The organism is Mycobacterium sp. DL592, assembly GCF_011694515.1.
Classification (GTDB): Bacteria; Actinomycetota; Actinomycetes; order Mycobacteriales; family Mycobacteriaceae; genus Mycobacterium.
In genome coordinates, this window is the sequence record NZ_CP050192.1 from 4,768,210 (window position 1) to 4,795,055 (window position 26,846).

The following is a 26,846-nucleotide window of genomic DNA, read 5'->3' on the forward strand; positions in this document are numbered from 1 at the left end:
TTTTCACAGATGGTCCTTAGCCCTGCCAGGGCGCGAACATATTAACGGTTGAGTAACCTGTCGCCATGTCGAATGTCTCACTCTTGTCGGTGTTGCGTGAGCGGGCGAGTTCGACTCCGGACGACGTCGCGTTCACGTTCACCGATTACGACCAGGACGCCGACGGTATCGCTGACCGCGTCACGTGGGGGCAACTCTACCGGCGCACCGTCAACGTGGCCGAGGAGCTCGGCAGGCACGGCTCTCCCGGCGACCGGGCGCTGATCATCGCTCCGCAGGGGTTGCCTTACGTCGTCGGGTTTCTGGGCGCGATGTGGGCCGGTTTCATCGCGGTTCCGCTGTCGGTGCCAGTGGCGGGTTCCCACGACGAACGCGTGAGCGCCGTGGTGACTGATACCTCGCCCGCCGTGGTGCTGACGACCGCCGCGGTGGCCGATATCGCCGCGCAGTACGTCGACGACGGCGCAGCCGTGATCGCCGTGATCGCCGTGGACATGCTCGACCTGGACGCCCATCAGCCATTGGGCGCCCCGGTCACTGCCGGGCCGGACGTCGCCTACCTGCAGTACACCTCGGGCTCGACCCGGCTGCCCGCGGGCGTGATGATTTCGCATCGCAATGTGTGTGCCAACTTCGAGCAGCTGATGGCCGAATACATGCCTCACCACGGCGGGGAGTTCCCGCCGGGGACAACGCTGGTCTCGTGGCTGCCGTTCTACCACGACATGGGGCTGATACTCGGGATCGCTGCGCCGATCCTCAGCGGACACCCGGCCGACCTGATGAGCCCGTTGGCGTTCCTGTCCCGCCCGGCGCGATGGCTGGAGACCATGGCCCGCCAGCCCAGGGCGTGGTCGGGTGCGCCCAACTTCGCCTTCGATCTCACCGCACGCCGCACCACCGATGAGGAGCTGCAGTACCTCGACTTCAGCGGTGTCGTCGGGGTGATCAACGGCGCTGAACGGATTCACCCCGAGACGTTGTCCCGCTTCAACAAACGCCTGGCGCCCAACGGGTTTCGCCCCGAGATGATCGTGCCGTCGTATGGCCTGGCCGAAGCGACGGTGTTCGTCGCCAGCGGTGGCGCAGAGCGGGCGCCCGAAACCGTCGAGTTCGACGCCAACCGGCTGAGCCAGAACACGGCGGTGCGCAAACCCGGTGGGACTGAACTGCTGCGTTACCAGATCCCGCGCTCACCATTGCTACGCATCGTCGACTCCGAGACCTGCCGGCTGTGCGCGGACGGCACCGTCGGGGAGATCTGGGTCCACGGCGACAACGTCTCCGCCGGCTACTGGCGCAAGCCCGAGCAGACCGGGTCAGCATTCGGTGCGCATGTGGTCGATGCACCCGACGGGCTCGACCTTCCCACCGAGGGCTGGCTGCGCACCGGCGACCAGGGCTTCATCTCCGACGGGGAACTGTTCGTGGTCGGCCGTATCAAGGACATGCTGATCGTGCGCGGACGTAACCACTACTCCGACGACATCGAGGCGACGGTACAGCGGATAACCCGCGGGCGGGTGGCCGCCATCGCCGTGGCCGACGAAGACACCGAGAAACTGGTCACCATCGTGGAACTCAAGAAGACCGGCGATTCCGATACGCTCACCACGGTGAAAAACGATGTCATCGCGGCGATCTCGCGCGTCCACGGTCTGCAGGTCTCCGACATCGTGCTCGTGGAAGCCGGGGCCTTACCCACCACCACCAGTGGCAAGGTTCGACGTGCTGCCAGTGCCGAGCAGTACCGGCAAGGTCAATTCGTGCGGTTGGACGTGTCACCGACCAGCTGATGTGGTTCACCCTGCTGGTGATGGCCGCCGCCGTCAGTGTGGAGCCGTTCCGCGTCGGGATGACCGTGCTGATGCTCAATCGGCCGCGACCGGTCCTGCAGCTCACCGCGTTTCTGTTCGGCGGATTCCTGATGGGTCTGACCGTCGGTGCCGTCGTGGTTTTCGCGCTCGGGGCCCATATCACCGCGCGCTCTGACGTCACCCTGCCGATGGTGCAGATCGCCATCGGAGCACTGGCACTGCTGGCGTCGCTGGCCCTGGCGGTCACCAGGGGCCGGGAACGACCGCCACCGGACTGGCTGCGCCGGGCGCTCACCAGGCCGTCGCTGGTGTGGGCCGGGGTCGCCGGTCTCGGGATCGCCCTGCCCTCGGTCGACTACCTGGCGGCGCTGGCCGTCATCGCCGCCGCGGACGTCACCTCGACGACCCGGGTGGCCGCACTGGTGATGTTCAACGTGGTGGCTTTCGCCCTGGTGGAGTTGCCGCTGCTGGCCTATCTGGTCGCCCCGCAGCGCACCTACGCCGCGACCACCGCCGTACATCGCTGGATTCGGGCCAGAAGCCGTCGTGAAGTCGCAGCGCTGCTGGCGGTGATCGGAGCCGTTCTGCTCATCGCGGGGCTGGCCCCGGGGCTGGCTTCGGTGTGACTCAACGTGGGCTGTGTGACAGCACGTACTGCAGACCGGCCATCAACTGCGACACCGGGTCGGCGCCACCGCCGAATGCGGCCTGGGTTGCCGGCGCCGTGACGGCGGCCGGATCGTAGCCACGGACCGGGTCCACCTCGATCGGCGCCGTCGCCGGATCGTCGTTACGTGAGTAGCCGGAATCCACCATGGGTTTGAGCACGCCGTCGAGCCGGTTCAGGGTCGGTTCATCGACACCTAGGTACTTGAACGGCAGCACCAGCGGCAGGTGTTGTTCCGGTATCAGGTACGTCGTCGTCGTCGCTCCCCTGGAGTTCACCGTGGTCCGGATGTTCTGGGGCGGGACCATGCTCGGGTTGGTGAACGCGACCGCGGTGTGGCCGGTGGCCAGCCCCACGACCGCGTTGAGCAGCGACATCCAATTGTCTTGCCGGTCCGGCCAATCCGCGATGCTGTCGTAGGCCGAGACGAAACGGTAGGAGTTGTACTGGCTGTCCACCTGCGGCGGCATCCGGTAGTCCAGGGCCGGCACGACACTGCCCACCGGAAAGTTCTGCGCCAGGAATCCCGCACCGAAGGCGTGCGGCGCGACGGGATCACCGTAGGTGGCGAAGGACAACTGGTCCGGCGGCGGCGCGTTCGGATCCGTGGCCAACCGGTTCTGCACGGCGTTGAGCACCATCGCACCCTCGGACAGCCCGATCGCCGTGCCAGGACCGCCCTCCTGAATCGCACGGATGACGTTGCCCTCGCCCTCGTCGACCGATTCGCCGATGCTCGGCCCGTCGACACCCAGACCGGGAAAGCTCTTGTCGAGCCGACCGATCCCGGGGAAGAGGCGTTCCAGCACGTGGCCCTGCACCTGCCCGGCGGGATAGTCGACGATCTGCCGATCCAGACCCGGGAACCAGTCCGCGCCGGTGCGGCGGATGTACTCGTCGTAGGGGATTCCCAGAACGTGAGCGCCGCCAAGGGCGTAGCCACGGCCCGCGGTGCCCCGCTGGGCCGTCGCGTTGTCCGGCGAGATATCCGGCGACGGCTGGTCTGCGGTGGCGACACCTCCGGTGGCACCGAGCGTCATGAGCACCGTTACCGCCGCGAGTAGTTTTCTCACGCGCTACTACTCCCCTGCCGGATGGATCGAGACGGCCACCAGTTCGCCTTTCCGACCAGAGTAGCGATGGCGGGCACGGTGATGGTCCTGACCAGGAATGTGTCCAGCAGGATTCCGGCGCCGATCACGAAGCCGCCCTGGACGACCGTCCCGATGCTGGAGAACAGCAGACCGCACATCGAGGCCGCGAAGATCAAGCCGGCGGCGGTGATGACACCGCCGGTCGAGGACAGCGTCCGGACGATGCCGTACCGGGTGGAGCCGTGGGACCCGTCGCGTAATCGCGAGGCGAACAGCAGGTTGTAGTCGGCGCCCACCGCGACCAGCACCACGAACGCCAGCGGCGGCACCGTCCAGTGCAGCTGCTGGTGCAGCAGCACCTGGAACACCAGGACGCCCAGACCCAGCGCCGCGAAGTACGACAGCACCACCGTGCCGACCAGATACAGCGGAGCGATGACCGCGCGCAGCAACGTCATCAGGATCAGCAGCACGATGATGACGGTCATGGCGATGATGAACCGGATGTCGCCGTGGTAGTAGTCGCGGGTGTCGCGCAGCGCGGCGGGGTAGCCGCCCATCGATATCGTGGCGTCGGCCAGCATTGTGTTGGGCTGTGCGCCTTTTGCGGTGTCGGCGATGGTCGACACCTGATCCATCGCCGCGGCGCTGAACGGATCGAGTTTGGTGAGCACCAGGTAGCGCGCCGCGTGTCCGTCCGGTGAGATGAACACCTTGGTGGCCGTCTTGAAATCGGGCAGCCCGAGTACCTCGGGCGGAATGTTGAAGCCCGCCATCGCCGGGCTGGCCGCGTTCTGCTTCATTGACAGCAGGAACGCCGCGGCCTGGTCGAGTCCGCTGCGCATGAGCTTGATCTGGTCGACGACCTCGTCGACGCCGTTGGCCACCTCACGGCTGCCGCTTGCCGCCTGATCGGCACTCTTGCGTAGCTTGCCGGTGCCGGCCTGGGCACCGGCAGGCGTATCCAGGCCCATGGTGTGCATGATCTTGGTCAGCCGGTCGAAGGCGCCGTTGAGTTGTTCCAGCGCCGCACTGAGCGACTGCTTGTCCTGCATGGACTGCAATTGACCTGCCAGAGCATTGATCTCGTCGATGGTGCCGTCGTTGCGGGCGTCGACGAGGGCCTGGAAGTGACCGCGCGTTTCGGCGCACGACGGGTCGAGGTCGCAGACCGCGTTGCCGTGCAACGCAACGAGCACCGGGCCGACCCAGGCGAACATGTCGCGGGCCGCGGTGAAACTCACCCCCATCGCGTTGCCGAGCCGATTGACCGCGTTGACCAGTTTGGCTGCGACCTCGACGTTCTGAACCAGTTTGTCGCCGCCGTACTGACCCTTGATGGAGGCGAACGCGTCCACCATGGCCTGGATGCTCGTGGCTATCTGACTGACCTGTCCGCGCACATCGCCCAGGTTGGTGGCCAGGGTGTCTGCCCCGTTGGCCAACCGATTCAGATCGGCCATGTTGTCGCCGATGACCGCCGCACCCGTGCTCAGCCGATCGCCGACCAGACCCGCCTGATAGGTGGCCCGGAACTCCTTCGGCACCGAGCCCAGCGGCCGGGTGATCCCGCTGACCATCGCGATGTCGGGAAGCTGACTGATGCGGCTGGCCATCTGTTCGAGGTCGGCCAGCGCCTGCGGGGTGCGAAGGTCCTGCGGTGACCGCACCAGAACGTACGACGGAATCAACTGGTTGATGTCGAAGTGCCGATCCAGCGCGGCGTAGCCGACCGAGCTCGGCGCAGCGGGCGCCACCGCCTTACGGTCGTCGTAGTTATACCTGGCCAACAACACCGAGCTAGCCAGCAGAAGCAGTACCAGCATGCTGGTCACCAGATGGGCCAGCGGCCGCCGCACGATACGAATCCCCGACCGTCGCCACCAGCGCGCGGTGAGCTCCCTGCGCGGCGTTATCCACCCGCGCGGCCCGGCCAGGACGATGATCGCCGGCAGCAGCGTCACCGCCGCCAGGTACGCCACCGCGACACCGATGGCCGAGGCCACACCGACCGTGGAGAACACCCCCATCCTGGCGAAGCTGATCCCCAGGAACGTGACACCGATCGTGGCGGCCGATGCGGTGATGACCTTGCCCACCGAGCCCAATGCCCGACGGACCGCGTGGTCGGAGCTGTCCCCCTGCCGCAGGAAATCGTGATAGCGGCTGATCAGGAAGACGGCATAATCCGTTCCGGCACCGGCGATTATCGCGCTGAGCAGAATGATCGCCTGGTTCGACACCCCCAGGCCGGTCCACTCGGACACCCCGGCGACCGCCGCCTGCGCGATCACCAGCGATGTCCCGATCCCGATCAGCGGCAGCAGCATGGTGATGGGGTTGCGGTAGACGATCAGCAGGACCAGCAGCACCAGGACACCGATGGCGATCTCGATCGGCAGCCGGTCGTTCTGGCCGGCAACCGTGAGGTCGGCGACCGTGGCCGCCGGCCCCGTCAGGTGGACCTCCAGCGGACTGCCCGCCGTGCTCGTCTTGACGATGTCGGCCACCCGCTTGTAGGCGGCATAGGACTGCGGGGTCCCCAGTGCGCCGGACAGCCCGACCGGCACCACCCAGGACTTGTTGTCCTTGCTCGTCAAAACCGAACGCAGCGCCGGTGTTCCGACGAATTCCTGCACCATCACGACGTCATGCGGGTCGTCACGCAGCGCACTGACCAACCTGCGGTAGGTGGCTTCGTGGCTCTGATCAAGACCTCGCTCGGCGGTCAGCACCACCAGGAGAAGATCGTCGCCGCCAGGCTCTTGGAACGCCTCGGTCATCTGCCGGGCGGCGATGCTCGAGGGTGCATCGGCGGGCAGCATCGATAGGGGATGCTTCGTCGCCATGTCGTTCAGGCTGGGAAACGACAGCGGCAGGACAATTGCCAGCGCGGCCCAGAATCCGATCACCGCCCAGGGCCAGCGCACCACGGAATCGGCTAGTCGTCGCACGACACCCTCTCGACCACCGTCACCGCAACATCACCACTGGCCGCTGTCAGCCACCCGCACGCATACCGACTTCATCGCCGCGATGTAGCGCGCAACAGATTTCTGCGCAATCGGATTGTCCGGAAACATCACCGCCATCGCGGTGCCGCCGTCATACCGGAAGATATAGATCGTCAGCTGAAACGAAAACCGGCCATCGGCATAAATACCGATGTTGTTCGAATACCCCATGTCCGCTGCTGCGAGAACGGCATTCATCGGAGCGGCGTTGCCGTGCAGAAAGTTCGACACCGGGAAGTTCGGGTGCGGCTTGTCGAGCCAGTCGGCCAATTCCAGGACCCGGTAATAGGGCACCCTGGCCAGTTTCAGACCGGAATCGAACGACGTCTGCGCCGCCCATGCGGCTTCACTGAAAGACGCTGCAGCAATCGGAACAGTGATCGGAACCAGGCCGGTGAACCAGCCCTGGGTCATGAAATTGTCCGACGTTCGGCGGGTATCTCTGGGGGTGAGCCCGAAATAGGTAGCGGCCCCGGTCAACTCATGCTCGACCATCGCCGTGCAGGCGAACAGACCACCGACGAAGCGCACGCCGGCGGCCGAGCACGCGGCTTCGAATCGCGCGCTCTGGTCGGGGTCGAGCAACATCTCGCCGACCATATCGGCGACCGTCGGTTCCGACGGATCACCCAGCGGCAGCGGGAACTCCGGCAACGTGCCGCCGTTTTGCTCGGCGAATTCGATCCACTCGCGGACCTCGGGTGAATCCACCGTGAGTTCCGCATTGCGTTCGTGCTCATGGCAACAGAAGTCGTCGAAACTGCCCGCCTCGGGCAGCGGCATTTCCTGACCCGTACTGATCAACGACGAGTACATGCCGTGAGCTTCGAGCATGGTGATCCCGATCAGCGCCGCATCCCCGTGAACGTGATCGATGCTGGCGTAGAAATCGAAATGCTCCGCGCTCTGCACGATTCCGAAGCTGAAGCAGCCCCACTCCAACGGACTCGGGATATCGACGATGTGTTTGCGGGCTTCCGCGACGTTCATCTCACCGTAGTTGTGCGCCGCGAATTCAATATCCGACGGATCGGTTATCGAGCGCCTCACCACGTCGCCACTACCGGAGTACTGGAACCAGCTCCGGTAGGTGTCGTGGCGGCGAATGTAGGAGTTGATCGCCCGGCTCATCGCCTCGATATCGCATTGACCAGGGACTTCGCACGTCGCGATGATCTGCCGTGAATAGTCCAGCCCGGCGGCCGCCTGGTTGTAGACGCCGCGGATGTGCTGGCTCTGCATGTAGCTGACCGGTACTGAGCTGACCGGCGCCTGCCTGGCCTTCTCGATGGCCGCCTCGGTCGGGTGCCAGGAGATCACCTCTCCGGGCCGTGGGTCCCAATCGTCGATGGTGCCGATCGTGATCTTGCCGATCTGCAACAGGTCCTCCCGCATCACTACAACCCCGAACGCAGCCTGTGCGCACGACACCCGAACCAGCCCCGGAGGGCCGCAAGCAAGGACCATAGTCGCACCGCACCTGAATCGCTCCGATCCGAGACGACGCCCAGCTGTGAATCGCATTTGGATGGAGACCCGCATGGCAACCCGCGTGCAATACTGACCCACGCGTAAAGCGGCAGGACGTCGTTGGGGAGGATTGCGGGCGCCGTCGCGGTTGACACCAGAGTCCTCCCCGTCCTCGTCCTGGCGCCTGGCGCCGACATCTGAGCGATGCGGAGAGACACAACCTATGGGCAATGCCGACGACCCGACGCCCCAGGCGCCCCGTTTCGCGATCATCGGATACGCGGCGCGCCTTCCCGGGGCAGCGGACGCCGACGAGTTCTGGGATGTCCTGCGCAATGGCCGCGACGCGATATCTCAGGTTCCGGCCGACCGTTGGGACTCCGAGGAGTTCTTCGACTCGGACCCGTCGACGCCCGGGAAGGTGGTGACCCGGCGGGCCGGTTTCCTCGCCGACGCCACCGGATTCGACGCGCCGTTCTTCGGGGTGTCGACCCGCGAGGCCAACCTGATGGATCCGCAGCACCGGATGCTGCTGGAAACCGCCTGGCACGCGGTCGAGCATTCCGGAACCGCACCAACGACATTGGCCAACACCAGAACAGGCGTTTTCGTCGGCCAATCCACCCATGACTACCTGACCATGGCGTCCGCGGACCTGGACTATCCGGAGATCGAAGCCTATATGGCGATCGGAACGTCGGCGGCCGCCGGCGCCGGGCGGATCAGCTACCGGCTCGGCCTCCAGGGACCCGCGATCACCGTCGACACCGCCTGCAGCTCCTCGCTGGTCGCCATCCACCAGGCCTGCCAGGCGTTGCGGCTCGGCGAGTGCGACCTCGCCCTGGCCGGCGGCGTCAACGTCCTGCTCAGCCCGGCCACCATGATCACGTTCTCCCAGTCCCGGATGCTGGCGCCAGACGGGCGCTGCAAGACCTTCGACGCGGCGGCCGACGGCTACGTACGCGGCGAGGGGTGCGGTGTCATCGTCATCAAGCGCCTTGCCGACGCGGTGCGCGACGGTGACCACATCCGCGCCGTGATCCGCGGCAGTGCCGTCAACCAGGACGGCGCATCAGGCGGATTGACGGTGCCCAACGGGGTTGCCCAGCAACGGGTCATCACCGAAGCGCTGCAACGCGCGGGCCTGACTGCGCGCGATGTCGACTATCTGGAGGCGCACGGCACCGGTACCTCGCTGGGCGATCCCATCGAGGTCCAGGCCGCCGCTGCCGTACTCGGAACCGGGCGCGACGCGCACGAACCGCTGCTGATCGGGTCGGCGAAGACCAACATCGGGCACCTGGAGGCCGCCGCGGGCGTCGCGGGCGTCCTCAAGGTCGTGCTCTCCCTCGAACACCAGGAACTGCCGAAACATCTCAACTTCCAGAATCCGTCCCCGCACATTCCGTGGGACCGCATTCCGGTGCGAGTCGTCGACGAGGCCGTCACCTGGCAGCGGGGCCCGCGACCGCGGATCGCCGGTATCAGTTCGTTTGGGTTCACGGGTACCAACGCGCACGTCATCCTCGAGGAGGCACCGCTGCCGGCGCCGGCGGTGGCCTCGGCCGAACCGGTAGACGACCGGCGGTTCAGCCTGCTCACGCTCAGCGCGCGCACCCCTGCCGCACTGGTGCACACCGCCCAGGACTACCGAAGCTGGCTCGCCGAGCATCCGGAGGCCACGCTGGCCGACCTGTGCCTGACCACGGGTACCGGCCGCGCGCACTTCGAGCACCGGGCCGCCCTGGTCGTGAACTCCGTCGAATCGGCCCGGGAGTTGCTCGGCGCGCTGGCCGACGACCTACCGGCCCAGGGCCTGGTCCGTGGCCAGAGCTCCGCCCCACCCAAGACCGCATGGCTGTTTCCCGGACAGGGCAGCCAATACACCGGTATGGCCCGCGAACTGTTCGAGACAGAGCCGGTCTTCGCCGACACCCTGAATCGTTGCGCGCAAGCGGTTTCCGATGTCCTCGACAAGCCGCTGCTGGATCTCATCTTCGATGCCGACGGTGCCGAGACGCTCAAGCAGACCCGGCACGCCCAACCCGCCATCTTCGCGGTGGAAATGGGCCTGGCCCGGCTCTGGCAATCGTGGGGCTTCGCACCAGACGTGGTGCTGGGGCACAGCGTCGGTCAGTACTCCGCGGCCTGTGTCGCAGGAGTATTCAGCCTCGAGGACGGCGCCCGTCTGTTGGCCGAACGGGGCCGGCTGTTCGCCGACCTGGCCGCCGGTGGGCAGATGTGCGCCATCTTCGCCGACGCCGACCGGGTCGAACGGATCACCGATGAATTCCCGAGCCTGTCGGTGGCCGCCTACAACGGCGCGAACACGGTGCTGTCCGGTCCTGGATCCGACCTGGAGCAGGCGGTCGCCCAGCTGTCCGACGAGGGCGCCCGCTGCGACTGGCTCGACACCAGCCACGCCTTCCACTCGGCGCTGCTGGACCCGGCACTGGACGCGTTCGAGGCCGTCGCGAGCGGCTTCGAATTCGCTCCACCGCAACGGATTCTGTTGTGCAACCGGACCGGTGCCGCACTGGGCCGAACGGCTAGACTCGACGGCCCCTACTGGCGCCGCCATGCGCGCCAGCCGGTCCAGTTCGCCAAGTGTGTGGCCACCCTGGCCGAACTCGGCTGCACCATGCTGCTGGAAGTGGGTCCTCAGCCGGTGCTAACCGCCACTGCACTGCGGGCCTGGCCGGACCCGGCCAACATGCCGAAAGCGGTTGCGTCGCTTCGCCGAAACACCGCCGACCACCGCCAAATCACCGACGCGCTGGCACAGGCCTACGTCGCCGGGCACCTGCCCGACTTCGGTGCACTGGCGGTGCAGCCGGCCCGCCGGCTCGACTTGCCGCCCTATCCCTTCCAGCACCGGCGCTACTGGTTCCGTCAGACAGAGGGCGTGCACCGACGGCAGGCCAACAGCGACACCGCCGAGCGCACCGAGGTGGTCCAGCTTCTCGAAGAGGGCCGGATCGAGGAACTCGCCGCGCTCCTCGACAGCACGGGCGACCAGCGAGCCGCCGTCGATTCGCTGACATTGCTTGCCGCCCAGCACAATCAGCAACGCGATGCCCTATCGATTGCGGACATCAGCTACGAGGTTCGCTGGCAGAAGTTCACCGGCGCACCGGCCTCGGGCGCTGCGGCCGGCGCGACATGGCTGCTGGTGGCCGACGACACCGGGGCAATCGCGCCGTTGATCGAGCTGCTGACCGGCCTCGGCCGTCGCTACCGCATCGTCGGGCTGCCGGTGTCCGACGACGACGAGCTGCGCCTCGCCACCACACTGCGCGATGCGGCACAGGACGAACCGGGGCTTCGAATCCTGAACTGCGCTGCGCTGGAGTCGACTTCAGACGGCGACGGCGCGGCACCGCTGCTGCGGATGCAGCATCGAATCCTGGGCGGTAGTCAGCGGGTCTTCCGGGCCGCAGCGGCCGCCGAGATGAGGACTCCGGTCTGGGTAGTGACCACGGGTGCGCAGCACGTGCTCGACGCCGACTCCGTCTCACCCGAGCAGACCAGCCTGTGGGGCTTCTGCCGCTCCGCGGCCCTGGAGTACCCGCAGGTATGGGGCGGGCTTGGCGACCTGTCCGGCGGGGATGTCGGCCAGTGGAGCAGGCTGATCAACCACATCGCCGGCGCTGCAGCCGGTGAGGACCAGATCGCGGTACGCGAGGAAACCACCTACGTCCCCCGACTGGCCCGGCGCAGCGCTCGGGCAGGTGCGGGCCCGCTCGTGTTGCGCAGTGACGCAACCTATCTGGTGACCGGCGGGCTTGGCTCGCTCGGCCTGGAGTTCGCCGAATACCTGGCTGCACACGGTGCCCGCCAGCTGGTGCTGACCAGCAGGCAGCTTCCCGGCGAGGCCACCCGGGCGCGCGTCGACGCACTCGGGGAGCGGCACGGCTGCCGGGTCTCGGTGATCACCGCCGATGTCGCCGATCCGCAGGACGTGACCCGGCTACTGGCAACCGTCGATGCCGAACTTCCGCCGCTGGCCGGCGTCGTCCATGCCGCCGGCGTCAACGACACCACCCCGCTGAGCGCGTTGTCAGGTGACGACATCGATCGCACTTTCGACGGAAAAGTCTGGGGCGCTTGGAATTTGAGCGAGGCATGCGCCGGCCGGAACCTGGACTTCTTCGTGTCCACGTCGTCGATCTCCTCGGTGTGGGGTAGTTACGGCCAGAGCGCCTACAGTGCGGCCAACGCCTTCCTCGACGGACTCACCTGGTGGCTTCGCGAGCACGGCGTTCCCGCCGTCAGCGTCAACTTCGGCCCGTGGACGGCAGGTATGGCCGACCCGAAGGCACGCGCGCAACTGGAACGCCGCGGAGTTCATCCGCTCACACCCGGTGAAGCCATGGCTGCCCTGGCGGACACCATGCGGCGCCAGCAGTCGGCTGCGCAGCAGGTGGTGGCGCGGGTCGACTGGAGTCGATTCCTCGACGTCTACCTACAGACCGGCGCCCGTGCCCTCCTCGACGAGGTGGCGCAGGAAGCGCGCCTGGCCGAATCCGACGAGACGGCCGGCCCTGCACAGACATCCGGCAGCACCCGACTGGTCGAGCAGCTGACGGCAGCCCCGGCGCAGCAGCGCCGCAGGCTCGTGCTGGACCACCTGCGCACCACCGTGGCGGAGGTGACCAGGATCGAAGCCTCCGAGATCCGCGAGGACACCGGATTCTTCGATCTCGGCATGGATTCGCTGATGGCGGTCGAACTGCGCCGCCGGCTGGAGCAGGCCGTCGGCAAGGAACTGCCCGCGACATTGGCGATGGACTATCCGCGGCTGTCCGACGTAGCCAACTACCTCATCGGCGACGTCCTCGAGCTCAGTGACCGGCCGACAACCGCGGCCGCGACGCCAATGGCCGCACGGCCGGCCGTGGGCGCGGACGAGCCCATCGCGATCGTGTCGGTGGCCTGCCGGTTCCCGGGTGCGCCGGATCCCGATGCCTACTGGCAAGTGCTCTCCCAGGGCGTGGACACCATCCGGGAGATTCCCGAAGACCGCTTCGATATCGACGAGTTCTACGACCCCGATCAGCAGACGCCGGGCAAGATCTACACCCGCAGCGGCGGATACCTCGACAGCGTCGACGGATTCGACCCGGAGTTCTTCGGGATCTCCCCGCGCGAAGCGGTCTGGATCGACCCTCAGCAACGCCTGATGCTCGAAGTCGCCTGGGAAGGCCTTGAGCGGGCCGGCTATTCGGCGGCATCGCTGCGAGGCAGCCAGACCGGGGTCTTCGTCGGTGTCGGCGCCAATGAGTATTCGCATCTGCTGTCCGGGGATTCGGTGGACAATCTCGAAGCCCACTTCATCACCGGCAATGCGCTCAACGCCGTCGCGGGACGGGTTGCCTTCGTCCTCGGGCTGGAGGGCCCCGCCGTCGCGGTGGACACCGCGTGCAGTTCCTCATTGGTCGCGGTCCATCAGGCCACCCAGGCACTGCGCTCCGGTGACTGCGAACTGGCGCTGGCCGCCGGGGTGAACGTCCTGCTGAGCCCGGCGTCGATCGTCGCCGCCTCGCGCGCACGGATGCTGGCCCCCGACGGCCGATGCAAGACCTTTGACGCGGCGGCCGACGGTTATGTCCGCGGTGAGGGCTGCGGTGTCCTGGTGCTCAAACGCCTCAGCGACGCCCAGCGTGACGGCGACCGGATCTGCGCTGTCATCCGCAGCACCGCGGTGAACCAGGACGGTGCATCCAGCGGGCTGACCGTGCCCAATGGTGGTGCGCAGCAACGGCTCATCACCACGGCGCTGGCGCGCGCGGGTCTCACCGGCGCTGATGTGGACTACCTCGAGGCGCACGGTACCGGCACGCCGCTGGGCGACCCGATCGAAGTGCAGGCCGCCGCAGCCGTCTACGGCGCCGACCGCGACCCGAGCCGGCCGCTGCTGATCGGCACGGCCAAGACGAACATCGGGCACCTGGAGTCCGCGGCCGGCGTCGCCGGTCTGGTCAAGGTCGTATTGTCCCTGCAGCACGAGCTGCTGCCGCCGAGCCTGCACTTCCACACCCCGTCACCACACATCCCGTGGGACTCGCTGCCCGTGCGCGTCGTCGACGAGGCCACCCCGTGGCATGCCGAGGGCCGGCCACGGCGGGCCGGTATCAGTGCCTTCGGGTTCACCGGCACCAACGCGCACGTCGTCATCGAGGAGGCCCCCGCAGCGGCGGACGGCCCGGAACCCGCCGACGAGGGTCCCGCACCCGAGCCGACCCGGGAGCCCTACAGCGTCCTGCCGCTGTCCGCGCGGTCTGCCCAAGGTCTGATGGCACTGGCTGCGCGATACTCCGGTTGGCTGGCCGAGCATCCCGACGCCCCGTTCGCCGATGTGTGTTTCACCGCCGGGGCGGGACGCTCCCACTTCGAGCACCGCGCCGCGCTCGTCGCCAACTCCACAGGTGAGGCCGGGATTCTCCTCGAGGACCTGCTGGCCAACCGGACCCGGCCCGGGGTGCTGCGCAGGGAGTGCGCCGACCCACCCACGACGGCGTGGTTCTTCCCCGGCCAGGGCAGCCAGTACGCCGGGATGGCACGGGAGCTGTTCGACAGCGAACCGGTGTTCGCCGAGACGATGCGGCAGTGCGCGCAGGCCGTCGACCCCATACTGCCGCAGCCGTTGCTGGAGGTGCTGTACGCCACCGACCGGTCGGCTGCAGAGACGTTGCGGCACACGTCATTTGCGCAGCCGGCGATATTCGCTGTCGAGATGGCGCTGGCCCGGCTGTGGCAATCGTGGGGCATCCAACCGGACGTGGTGCTGGGCCACAGCGTGGGCCAGTACGCCGCCGCCTGCGTGGCAGGTGTGTTCAGCCTCGAGGACGGGGCCCGGTTGATCGCCGAACGCGGCAGGCTGTTCGGCAGCTTGCCGCCGGGCGGTCGGATGGTCGCGATCTTCGCCGATCCCGACTACGTCGAGCGTGCCGCCGAGGCTTTCCCGCGCGTCTCGGTCGGGGCGTACAACGGCCGCAACACCGTGCTGTCGGGACCCGCCGAGGACCTCGAGCTGATCGCCGCGGCCTGTAGCCAGGACGGGACCAGGTGCACGTGGCTGGAGACCAGCCACGCCTTCCATTCCGAACTGCTCGATCCAGTCCTCGACGAGTTCGAGACATTCGCCAGCCAGTTCCATTTCGACGCCCCCACCCTGCCTTTGGTCTGCAACCGCACCGGAGCGGTGCTGAATGCGCAGACACCGCTGGATGCGAAGTACTGGCGGCGGCATTCCCGCCAGCCCGTGCAGTTCACCGAAAGCGTGCGCACCGTCGCAGGCTTGGGTTGCTCGGTGTTGATGGAGATCGGCCCGCAGCCGATCCTGACCGCCGCGGCTCTGCAGACCTGGCCGGAGTCGTCGGCAACGCCGCTCGCGATCGTCTCGCTGCGCAAGGGAGCCAACGCGCAGCGCCAGATCAGCGAAGCCCTCGCAACGACGTACGTCTGCGGACACCGGCCGAATTTCGGCGCCACGCAGCACACGCCGGTGCACACGCTCGAGCTGCCGACCTATCCGTTCCAGCGGCGTCGCTACTGGCCGAAGAGCTCCGGCATGTCGGCACTGGGCTCCGGATCCCAGTCGGCGTCCGGCATCGTCGGCAGCGCAAAGGATCTCGCCTCCGGTGACACCGTGTACAGCAGCGTGCTGTCGGTCAAGACGCAGCCGTGGCTCGCCCATCACGTGATCTACGGCACCGTCGTGGTGCCGGGAGCGACGTATGCGGCGATGGCTTTGGCCTCGGTCGGGGCGCCCGCGCGCGTGCGTGAGGCATTCTTCTACGAGCCGATCATTCTGCCGGACAAGGCTTCTCGTGAGGTCCAGCTGACGCTGAGTCCGGTCGACGATGGCTGGAAGTTCCAGGTGCACAGCCGGCCCTATGGGGTTCGGGATGCCGAGTGGTCGCTGAACGCCGATGGCAGCCTGGCGGCGGGTGCGGATCCGGAGGCCGAGTCGACGGAGGCGGTGTTAAGTCCGGACGAAGCGATCGAGCAGATGGAGCGGACCCGGCCGCAGGATCTGTTCGACATCTTCAACGACATGGAACTGGCCTGGGGTCCGACGTGGTCGACATCGCTGAAGTCACTGTGGGTCGGCGAGGGTGAGGCGATCGGTGACATCGTCGTCGGCGACGAGCTCGCCGAACATCTCGGCACCGAGCCGATCCACCCGGTGCTGCTCGACCTGTGCACGGGCGTTGCGTTCCCGGCGTTCCCCGCGACCCTCGCCGCCGAGCAGGGGATGTCCGACCTGTTCCTGCCGCTGAGGTACGGACAGGTCCAGCTGCGCGAGAAGATGCCGCGCCGGTTCTACTGCCGTGCCCGCTGGCACGACAGCCCCCTGACCAACGAGACCCAGGTCTTCGACCTCGATTTCGTCGACCCGGACGGGCGGTCGCTGGGTGGCATCCGGGAGTTCACCGTCAAGCGCGCGCCGCGGGAAGCACTGCTGCGCGGGCTGGGCGGGGACTCGACACGCCTGCTCTACACGCTGGGCTGGCAGGAGGCCGCACCGCCGGGAACGGGTCAGGACACCGCGGACAAGGCCGGCGGGACCTGGCTGGTCGCCGGATTCGACACCCTGGCCTCGCGACTACCCGGCGCAGTCAGCATCGACGACGTGGCCGACCCGGACACCTGGCGGCAGGCATTCCTCGACGCCGCCGAGCACGGCGCTCCGGTCGCCGGAATCGTCTGGCGCAGTGCGGGAAAGCCGGATGCCGATGGGACAGCGGGTCAGCTGGCGGGCCGGCTGGAGGCCGAGGTCTCGGCCCTGCTGGCCGCCACCCAGACCGCACTGGCCGAACAGAAGGCCACCCTGCCGGGCGGCATGTGGATCCTCACCGAGCATGCCGTGGCCACCGAACCGGCCGAGTCGGTCGATCCCGTCCAGGCTGCACTGTGGAGTTTCGGGCGCACCCTGATTGCCGAGCAGCCCACGCTGCGGTGCCGGCTGGTCGACACCGACGCCGGTGAAGAGTCGCTGAGCTGGCTGGCCGACGCCGTGGGCACACCGGTCACCGAACCTGAGACGGCCGTTCGGCAAGGCCGTTTCCTGGTGCCACGGCTGTTGCACTGGGCGCGCTCGGGTCAGCTGTCGATGCCTCGCAGCGACGACTACGTGCTGGCGCCGACCGAACGGGGTGCGATCGACAACCTCCGCCTGACCGAGACCACCGTGACTGCACCGGGCCCCAACGAAGTTCAGGTCGCCATCGAGGCCGCCGGGCTGAACTTCCGTGATGTGCTCAACGTGCTCGGTCTGTACCCCGGTGATCCCGGGCCGATCGGCGGTGACCTGTGCGGTGTGGTGACCGAAGTGGGTTCCGAGGTCACCGGTTTCGAGATCGGCCAGCGCGTGTTCGGCTCCATGCAGGGCGCCTTCGCAAGCCGGCTGAACGTGCCTGCCCAACTGCTGGCGACTGTTCCCGAGGGGATCAGCGCCGTGGATGCGGCGACCATTCCCGCCGCTGCGCTGACGGTCCGGCTCGCCTTCGACTGGGCGAAGCTCAAGCCCGGGGACAAGGTGCTTATCCACGCCGCCAGCGGCGGGGTGGGTCTGGCCGCGGTGCAGATGGCCCGACAGCACGGCGCCACCGTCTTCGCGACCGCCAGCACCTATAAGCGCTCGACACTGCGCGACATGGGTGTCGAGTACGTCTATGACTCGCGCACAACAGATTTCGCCGACCAGATCCTCGCCGACACCAGCGGGGTGGGTGTCGACGTGGTGCTCAACAGCCTCACCAATGACGGATTCATCGACGCCACGGTACGGGCGACAGCGCAGGGTGGCCGGTTCGCTGAGATCGCCAAACGCGACATCTGGTCACCCGAGCAGATGGGCGCGATACGCCCAGACATCGCCTACGAGATCGTCGCCCTGGACGTGACGATGATGAGCGAGCCTGAGCGGATTGCGCAGTTGATGGCCGAGGTGTCACAAGGACTGGCCACCGGCGAATGGGCACCCGTGCCCGCTGAGGTGTACCCCCTTCCCGAAGCGAGGGCGGCGTTCCGGCGGATGCAGCAGGCACGGCACATCGGCAAGATCGTGGTGCAGATGCCCAAACCTCTTCAGCCGCGCGGGGATCGAAGCTATCTGATCACCGGCGGCCTGGGCGCACTCGGCCTGCACACCGCGGCGTATCTGGCTCAGCTGGGCGCCGGGGACATCGTGCTGACCAGCCGGCGCTCCCCCGACGCCGAGTCGCAGCAGGCCATCGACGCGATCACCGAGCGATACCACTGCAGGGTGCACGTCTTTGCCGGCGATGTCGGCGATGAGGACGAGGTCGCCCGGATCCTGGCCAGGATCCGCAGCGAGTTGCCGCCGCTGGCTGGAGTCGCGCATCTGGCCGGTGTGCTCGATGACGCACTGTTGCCGGGGCAGACACTGGACCGCTTCCGGAAGACGCTGGGGCCCAAGGCCTATGGCGCCTACCATTTGCATCGGATGACCGCTGACGACGATCTCGAGTTCTTCATCGTGTACTCGTCTGCATCAGCGGTCCTGGGCTCGCCCGCGCAGGCGAACTACGCCACCGCCAACGGTCTACTCGACGGACTGGCGGCTTACCGCCGGGCTCGGGGTCTGCCGGCGACGGCGGTCGACTTCGGACCGTGGGGCAGCGGCGGCATGGCGAGTTCACAGGCGGCACTGGCCAATCTCAGTGCCCAGGGCATGATGCCGCTGGATCCGCAGGCGGCGCTTGCTGCACTGGGCGAGGTGGTCCGCCACGGAACCGGGCAGGCCACGGTCTTGAAGGCCAACTGGCAACGCACCGCCAAGATGCTCGGCAACATCCGGCCGCCGTTGCTCGATAACGTGCTTCCGCGCGACGACGCGGCAGCCGCAGGCGACAGCCAGCTGCTGCGCCAGCTTCAGGAGACACCGGAAGCGCAGCGGGTCGATTTCATCGCCGAGTTCCTTCAACGTGAGGTGCAGGGCTTCCTGCGGCTCGCCCAGCCACCCGCCGCCACCAGCAGATTCCTCGATTTGGGGACTGATTCGCTGATGGCCGTCGAGTTACGCAATCGGCTGTTCGGGCAGTTCGGGGGCAAGTTCGACATCAGCCCGACCGCGGTGTTCGACTACCCGACGATCGGCGAGCTGGCGCAGCACCTGGCCAGCCAGCTGCCGGCCTCCGGCGAGGGTCCTGAGCAGCAGCCTGAACCCGCGCCGGAGACCGACAAGCCGGTGTGATTTCCATCGCACCATCTGGTTCGCCGGACGCCGAGGCAAACCGTCGTACGACGCCCATCGTGACCACTAGCTGCACAGATGGGGCCTGCGGCGCTGCGCTGGGCGGCCAGTCCAACCGGTGGGTTGGCCATCCCGTCTGAGTTGCTCACAGGGATTTGCAACAGGGTTACCGGGCGGTATAGTTGCCGTGTTACTGGTGGGTAACTTAGAGCTAAGTACCCAACCCGAAAAGGCACATTCCCATCGAGGAGAAGCAGTGAGCCACTACAAGAGCAACGTGCGCGACCAGGAGTTCAACCTGTTCGAGGTACTTGGCCTGGACAAGGTCCTCGGCCAGGGCGAGTACAGCGATCTCGACCCCGACACGGTGCGCGAGATGCTCGCCGAGTCGGCCCGCCTGAACGAGGGACCCATTGCGGCCTCCTTCGTAGACGGTGATCGCAATCCCCCGGTCTTCGATCCCAACACCCACACCGTGACCCTGCCGGAGTCGTTCAAGAAGTCGGTTCAGGCGTTCATCGACGGCGGCTGGGACAAAGTCGGCGTTCTGGAGTCGCTCGGTGGCATGCCGATGCCCCGGATCCTGGTGTGGGCCATCCACGAGCACGTGCTCGGCGCGAACCCCGCGGTGTGGATGTACGGCGGCGGCGCCGGATTCGCCAACATCCTCTACCACCTCGGCACCGATGAACAGAAGAAGTGGGCCGAGCTGGCCGCCGAGCGCGGGTGGGGTGCCACCATGGTGCTCACCGAGCCGGACGCCGGATCTGACGTCGGCGCCGGCCGGACGAAGGCCGTCAAGCAGGACGACGGCTCGTGGCACATCGACGGTGTGAAGCGATTCATCACCTCGGCCGACTCAGATGACTTGTTCGAGAACATCTTCCACCTGGTGCTGGCCCGCCCCGAGGGCGCAGGCCCCGGCACCAAGGGGCTTTCGCTGTTCTTCGTGCCGAAGTTCCTGTTCGACCCCGAGACCGGCGAGCCGGGCGAGCGCAACGGCGTCTTCGTCACCAACGTCGAACACAAGATGGGGCTGAAGGTTTCGGCGACCTGCGAGCTGACCATGGGCCAGCACGGCATCCCGGCCAAGGGCTGGCTGGTCGGCGAGGTCCATGACGGCATCGCGCAGATGTTCGACGTCATCGAGCAGGCCCGAATGATGGTGGGCACCAAGGCCATCTCGACGCTGTCGACCGGCTACCTCAACGCCCTGGAATACGCCAAGGACCGGGTGCAGGGTGCCGACCTGACCCAGATGACCGACAAGGCCGCGCCGCGCGTCACGATCACCCATCACCCCGATGTGCGCCGCAGCCTGATGACCCAGAAGGCCTACGCCGAGGGCGGTCGCGCGCTGTACCTCTACACCGCCAGCTACCAGGATGCCGCACTGGCCAAGGCAGTTCACGGTGTCGACGCCGAGCTGGCCGCTAAGGTCAACGATCTGCTGCTGCCGATCGTCAAGGGCTGTGGCTCCGAGCAGGCCTACGCCAAGCTCACCGAGAGCCTGCAGACCTTCGGCGGTTCGGGCTTCCTGCAGGACTACCCGGTCGAGCAATACATCCGCGACGCCAAGATCGACTCGCTGTATGAGGGCACCACCGCCATCCAGGCCCAGGACTTCTTCTTCCGCAAGATCGTCCGCGACAAGGGCGTGGCACTGGCCCACGTGGCGGGCCAGATCGGCGAGTTCATCAAGAACGAGTCCGGCAACGGCCGCCTCAAGACCGAACGTGCGCTGCTGGCCAAGGCTCTGGAGGATGTCCAGGCCATGGCGGCAACGATGACCGGTTACCTGATGGCCGCGCAGGAGGACCCCCAGTCCATCTACAAGGTGGGCCTGGCCTCGGTGCGCTTCCTGATGAGCGTCGGCGATCTGATGACCGGCTGGCTGCTGGCGCGTCAGGCTGCGGTCGCCATCGCCGCGCTCGACGCGGGTGCCACCGGCGCCGATCGTTCCTTCTACGAGGGCAAGATCGCCGTCGCGTCGTTCTTCGCCAAGAACATGCTGCCGCTGCTGACGAGCACTCGTCAGGTGATCGAGACGATCGACAACGAGATCATGGAACTCGACGAAGCGGCCTTCTAAACCGCCGAAGCAGAACGGCCCCGGGACTTTTCAGTCCCGGGGCCGTTCTGTATGCCGGTGTGGCTAGTCCGCCCGGCTGCGGCCCGAGGATCCGGTGGCCCTCGACCCGCCGGCAGACGAGCCGCCCTGAGATGACGCCTGCTTCTGCGCTTTCTTCCTGGCGGTCGCGCCGGCGCCTGCGGGGGTGCTTGGGGTTGTCGGTGTCTGCGCCGACGATGTCGGTGTCAGCGCCGCGGTCACCGACGATGCTGCCGGTTGGGTCGACGGCAGCGGCGCGTAGCCCTGATCGATGATCGGCCGCAGCTGAGCGTCGATGCTGTCGACGATGTCCTTGGGAACACCCAACTGGCGCAACGGCATTGTGAGCGGCAGGAAGTTGGTGGGCACGAAGTAGGTCGTCGTGGTGCCGCCCAGGCTGTTCGTGGTCGTGGTGATGTTCGCCGCGGGGACGGTGGACAGGTCCGTGGTGTGGGCCACGGCGTGTACGTAGTAGATCCCCATCACCGCGTTGAGCACCGTCAGCATGTTCCAGGGCTGAGTGATCGGATCGGCGAACCCGTCGTACTGGTTGATCACCACCACCGTGTGGAAACGGGTCTCCGGCAACGTGATGGGCGTGTAGTCGAAGATCGGAACGTAGGTGCCGCCGTTGTGTGCGAACAACCCGAAGTTGGGGTCGGCAATCAGGACGAAGGTGGTGTTCGAGGGGACGCTGAGGTCGGCGTTGAGGTCGGCAGCCACCTGCTGAACGACCATGGCGCCCTGTGAGGTCCCGATGAGCACCAGTGAATCCAACGCACCCACACTCAGTCCGGCGACGGCGGTTTCCACATTGGCGACCCCGGCAGCCACTGAGACCCCCAGTGTCGGGTCCAGCACCCCGGTGACCGGCCAGATGGCCGCCGGATAGTTGACCGTGGTGATCGTGTCGTCGGCATAGGCCCCGCCCAGCAGCGAGGCATTGACGTTGAAGATCTGGGAGAGCACCGCGCCCAGCGAGCCGCTGGTTCCCCCGACCCACAAGACGGTCGACGCGTTGGCTGGTGCGGCCAGCGCGATAACCAACCCCACCAGCAAGCACAAAACGCCCCGCAGCCGCCGCTTGCGAAGCCGACGTAGCGGGACGGGTTCCCGACCCATCGGCTAAGCATTGACGGTATCGACAATCACCGCAACCCCAGCTCACGGCGGTGATCTAATCGGGACCTTAGGCTCTGGTAATTCGCCGGGTATCCGCTAGGTTGAGGGGCATGGCGACGCCCGACGACAGCAAAGACACCGACCCGCAGCAAACCGCTGCGGACGCGGGAAAACCGCCCGCGAGCGGTCCGCTGGCGACGATCGTCGGACCCTTCACCAAAGCCGGCGGCTATTACGCCCGCTCCTGGGGCGCCTACCTCGACGGCACCCACGGTGAACTGCCTGTCGCGCGGCCCACCCTCTCGCTGGCCACTCACGCCCTGCGCGACGAGATCGTGCTGGTGGGCCTGCGCTGGCGCCGGCCGCTGAGCGACGCGAGGGTCTACGAGCGCATCAACGCCGAGGTCGCCGAGGCGATCAAGCTCTACGACAAGAAGGGCTGGCTGACCAAACCGGCCGGGTTCTTCGCCTCGCCACCGGCGCCCACCGACGTCTCGATCCGGTCGTTCACCAGCCGCAACCGCACCCATGAACGGCTGTCATTCGAGAGCGGCTACCAGCCGTACCCCAAGGAGCCGGGCCGCGACCGCTGGTTGAGCTACACCGGCAACCACCGCGAGTACGCCCTGGTGTTGCGCCATCCCGAGCCGCGGCCCTGGCTGGTGTGCGTCCATGGAACCGAGATGGGGCGGGTGGGGCTCGACCTGACCCTGTTCCGGGCCTGGCATCTACACGAGGACTTCGGCCTCAACGTCGTGCTGCCGGTACTGCCCATGCACGGGCCACGGGCCAGAGGACTCCCCAAGAACGCGGTCTATCCGGGCGAGGACGTGATGGACGACGTCCACGCGACCGCACAGGCGGTCTGGGATGTGCGCCGGGTGCTGGCCTGGATCCGGTCCCAGCAGCCTGATGCCCAGATCGGGCTCAACAGCATCTCGCTGGGTGGCTACATCGCCGCGCTGGTGGCCAGCCTCGAGGACGGGTTGTCGTGCGCGATCCTCGGGGTGCCCCCGTCGAATCTCGTCGAGATCCTGGGCCGGCACGCCGGCTTGGACAAACACGACCCGAGGCACCGGACGCTGGAGCTGGCCGCCCCGATCGGCCGGATGATCTCGCCGCTGTCGCTGGAGCCGAAAGTCCCTCCGCAGGGCCGGTTCATCTACGCAGGGGTCGCCGATCGCATCGTGCATCCCCGCGAGCAGGTACTGCAGCTGTGGGAGCACTGGGGACGACCCGATATCGGGTGGTACCGCGGCGGACACACCGGCTTCTTCCAAGCCCGGCCGGTGCAGCGCTTCGTCGACTCGGCACTCGTACAGTCAGGGCTCGTCGTCAATCAAAAATGACCGCCGCTGGACTCCCCTCTTCTCCAGCGGCGGTCCTTCACCTGTGTCAATAAGACCCAGATAAAGAGGATGCCCCGTGTTGCCGTCGGGTCGGGGGGTCAGACGGCAACACGGAGCTATCCGGTACATCGGGTACCCCAGGCGGTCCGTTACAAACTCGGCCAAACTTTTTTCAACATTTTTTTCAGGCCTCCAAGATGGCGGTCACACCCTGGCCGCCGGCTGCACAGATGGAGATCAAGCCCCGCACCGGCCTGCCGGTTTCGGCCTTCTTCTCGGCCAGCTGTTTGGCCAGCTGGGCCACGATCCGGCCGCCGGTCGCCGCGAACGGATGTCCCGCGGCCAGCGAGGAGCCGTTGACGTTGAGCTTGGAGCGGTCGATGGCACCCAGCGCGGCGTCCAAGCCCAGCCGTTCCTTGCAGTACTCCTCGGACTCCCACGCCTGGAGATGGGCCAGCACGACCGAGGCGAAAGCCTCGTGGATCTCATAGAAGTCGAAGTCGCCCAACGCGAGTCCGTTGCGAGCCAACAGCCGCGGCACCGCATAGGTGGGCGCCATCAGCAGGCCGTCGACACCGTTGACGTAGTCGACGGCCGCGGTCTCGGAGTCGACGAAGTAGGCCAGCGGCGTCAACGAATGTGATTCTGCCCACTCCTCGCTGGCGAGCAGCGCCACCGAAGCACCGTCGGTGAGGGGGGTGGAGTTGCCTGCCGTCATCGTGGCGTCGCCGTTGCGGACACCGAAGACCGGCTTGAGCTTGGCCAGCTTCTCGGCGCTGGAGTCGGCCCGAAGGTTGTTGTCACGGTAGAGACCCAGGAACGGTGTGACGAGGTCGTCAAAGAATCCACGGTCATAGGCCGCGGCCATATTGCGGTGGCTGGCGGCGGCGAGCTCGTCCTGATCGACGCGCTTGATCCCCATCTGCTTGGCGGTGATGGCGGCGTGATCACCCATGGACAGTCCGGTGCGGGGCTCACCGTTGGTGGGAATCTCCACGCCCAGGGCGGCCGGCAGTTTGCCCACCAACTTCAGCCGATCGACGTTCGACTTGGCCCGACGCAACCCCAGCAAGGTGCGACGTAAATTGTCGCCCAAGCCAATTGGCGCATCGGAGGTGGTGTCCACGCCGCCGGCGACGGCGGACTCGTAGCGGCCGGCGGCAATGCCGTCGGCTGCGGCGATGGCCGCCTGCAGCCCGGTGCCGCAGGCCTGCTGCAGATCGATCGCGGAGGTGTAGGGCGACAACGCACTGCCCAGCACGCTCTCGCGCATGAGGTTGAAGTCGCGGCTGTGCTTGAGGACCGCTCCGCCGATCACGGCACCGAGTTGTTCACCGGCCAGACCGAACCGGTCCACCAGGCCGTCGAGTGCGGCGGTGAACATGTCTTGGTTGGAGGCTTCGGCGTAGGCGCCGTCCGACCGGGCGAACGGAATGCGGTTGCCGCCGAGGACGGCTACCTTACGGGGTTTCTGACTGGTGGAAGCCACGGGAATCTCCGCTGTGTCGTCGGTTCGAGGTGGGTATACGCACCCATAGTACGCACCGTTCTTACTCTAGAGTAAGTTCGTTCCCGGTCCACCCCCACCGCAAACGCGAAAGGCAGATTCGTGGCTTCCGACGTGTTCACACAAGTCGTCAACTCCGCCCCCGGATCGTTCCTGGCCAAGCAGCTCGGCGTCCCGCAGCCCGAAACCCTGCGCCGCTACCGCCCGGGCGAACCCCCGCTGGCCGGCTCGCTGCTGATCGGCGGGCACGGCCGCGTGGTCGAACCGCTGCGCGCCGCGCTGGCCGAGGACTACCAGCTGGTGTCGGACAATCTCGGTGGCCGCTGGGCCGACTCGTTCGGCGGACTGGTCTTCGATGCCACCGGCATCACCGAACCGGTCCAGCTGCGCGGCCTCTACGAGTTCTTCACCCCGCTGCTGCGCAACCTCGGACCGTCGGGGCGCGTCGTCGTCATCGGCACCACCCCCGACGAGACCGCCACCGTCGACGAACAGATCTGCCAGCGCGCACTGGAAGGCTTCACCCGATCACTGGGCAAGGAGCTGCGCCGCGGCGCCACCGTGGCCCTGGTCTACCTGTCACCGGCGGCCAAACCCGCTGCGACAGGCCTGGAATCGACCCTGCGGTTCATCCTGTCCGGCAAGTCGGCCTACGTCGACGGGCAGGTGTTCTACGTCGGGCCCGCCGACTCGACCCCGCCCGCCGCCTGGGACAAGCCGCTGGCCGGCAAGGTCGCCGTCGTGACGGGCGCGGCCCGCGGTATCGGCGCCACCATCGCCGAGGTGTTCGCCCGCGACGGCGCCAAGGTCGTGGCGATCGACGTCGAGACAGCCCATGACGCTCTCGACGAGACCGCCGCCAAGGTGGGCGGGACCGCGCTGGCGCTCGACGTCACCGCCGCGGACGCGGTCGACAAGATCACCGCACACCTGCGTGAGCACTACTCGGAGATCAACGGGGGCCGGGCCGACATCCTGGTCAACAACGCCGGCATCACCCGCGACAAGTTGCTGGCCAACATGGACGACGCGCGCTGGGACGCGGTGGTCGCGGTGAATTTGCTTGCCCCGCAACGCCTCACCGAGGGTCTCGTCGGCAACGGCAGCATCTCCGAAGGCGGGCGGATCATCGGGTTGTCCTCGATGGCCGGTATCGCAGGCAATCGCGGCCAGACCAACTACGCCACCACCAAGGCCGGCATGATCGGCATCACCTCGGCGCTGGCGCCGTCGCTGGCGGAGAAGGGCATCACCATCAACGCGGTGGCACCCGGCTTCATCGAAACCGCGATGACGGCGGCGATCCCGCTGGCCACCCGGGAAGTCGGCAGGCGGCTGAACTCGCTGTACCAGGGCGGCAAGCCCGTCGATGTCGCCGAGACCATCGCCTACTTCGCGAACCCGGCCTCGAACGCGGTGACCGGCAATGTGATCCGAGTGTGCGGCCAAGCCATGCTGGGGGCATAGTCGGG

General features: G+C 67.1%; 11 protein-coding genes. 6 read left to right on the forward strand and 5 right to left on the reverse strand.

Going from position 1 to position 26,846, the window contains the following annotated elements; translation table 11 throughout:
* The first annotated feature begins 65 nt into the window (after window positions 1-65).
* Window positions 66-1,796, forward strand: coding sequence for an AMP-binding protein (locus HBE64_RS22925; RefSeq protein ID WP_167107634.1), 1,731 nt, complete (start codon window positions 66-68; stop codon window positions 1,794-1,796).
* Window positions 1,796-2,443, forward strand: a complete 648-nt coding sequence (locus tag HBE64_RS22930) for a GAP family protein (protein WP_167107637.1) — start codon at window positions 1,796-1,798, stop codon at window positions 2,441-2,443. The genes HBE64_RS22925 and HBE64_RS22930 overlap by 1 nt, the downstream gene beginning before the upstream one ends.
* A 1-nt stretch (window position 2,444) precedes the next feature.
* Here the strand turns inward: HBE64_RS22930 and pe are convergent, their stop codons facing one another.
* The 3 genes from pe to HBE64_RS22945 are packed head-to-tail and all read right to left on the reverse strand — an operon-like array spanning window position 2,445 to window position 7,972.
* Entirely contained in the window at window positions 2,445-3,557 is a 1,113-nt protein-coding gene (pe, locus tag HBE64_RS22935) for an acyltransferase PE (protein WP_167107640.1), read from the reverse strand.
* On the reverse strand, window positions 3,554-6,532 hold the full coding sequence (locus tag HBE64_RS22940) for an RND family transporter (protein ID WP_167107643.1): 2,979 nt from the start codon (window positions 6,530-6,532) through the stop codon (window positions 3,554-3,556). Before HBE64_RS22940 ends, pe begins: the two co-directional genes overlap by 4 nt.
* Before the next feature lie 30 nt (window positions 6,533-6,562).
* Entirely contained in the window at window positions 6,563-7,972 is a 1,410-nt protein-coding gene (locus HBE64_RS22945) for a condensation domain-containing protein (protein WP_305792215.1), read from the reverse strand.
* A 313-nt stretch (window positions 7,973-8,285) separates the two neighbouring features.
* On the opposite strand from HBE64_RS22945, the gene HBE64_RS22950 reads away from it, so the two are divergent.
* A complete protein-coding gene (locus HBE64_RS22950; RefSeq protein ID WP_167107646.1) occupies window positions 8,286-19,286 on the forward strand; it encodes a type I polyketide synthase in 11,001 nt (3,666 codons plus the stop codon).
* Window positions 19,287-19,542: 256 nt separating this feature from the next.
* Complete coding sequence (locus HBE64_RS22955; RefSeq protein ID WP_167107649.1) at window positions 19,543-21,378, forward strand: acyl-CoA dehydrogenase; 1,836 nt, start codon at window positions 19,543-19,545, stop codon at window positions 21,376-21,378.
* A 63-nt stretch (window positions 21,379-21,441) separates the two neighbouring features.
* On the opposite strand, the gene HBE64_RS22960 is transcribed toward HBE64_RS22955, so the two are convergent.
* Window positions 21,442-22,449: a PE-PPE domain-containing protein gene (locus HBE64_RS22960; protein ID WP_167107652.1), complete on the reverse strand. Its 1,008-nt coding sequence runs from the start codon at window positions 22,447-22,449 to the stop codon at window positions 21,442-21,444.
* A 179-nt stretch (window positions 22,450-22,628) separates the two neighbouring features.
* On the opposite strand from HBE64_RS22960, the gene HBE64_RS22965 reads away from it, so the two are divergent.
* Window positions 22,629-23,867, forward strand: coding sequence for a S9 family peptidase (locus HBE64_RS22965; protein WP_167107655.1), 1,239 nt, complete (start codon window positions 22,629-22,631; stop codon window positions 23,865-23,867).
* A 184-nt stretch (window positions 23,868-24,051) separates the two neighbouring features.
* Here HBE64_RS22965 and HBE64_RS22970 read toward each other — a convergent pair whose 3' ends face one another.
* Complete coding sequence (locus HBE64_RS22970; RefSeq protein WP_208300717.1) at window positions 24,052-25,362, reverse strand: acetyl-CoA C-acetyltransferase; 1,311 nt, start codon at window positions 25,360-25,362, stop codon at window positions 24,052-24,054.
* A 114-nt stretch (window positions 25,363-25,476) separates the two neighbouring features.
* Between HBE64_RS22970 and HBE64_RS22975 the strand changes: the two genes are divergently transcribed.
* The gene (locus HBE64_RS22975; protein WP_167107661.1) at window positions 25,477-26,841 is read left to right on the forward strand and encodes a 3-oxoacyl-ACP reductase; all 1,365 of its coding nucleotides are present in this window, start codon (window positions 25,477-25,479) and stop codon (window positions 26,839-26,841) included.
* The last annotated feature ends 5 nt before the right edge of the window (window positions 26,842-26,846 follow it).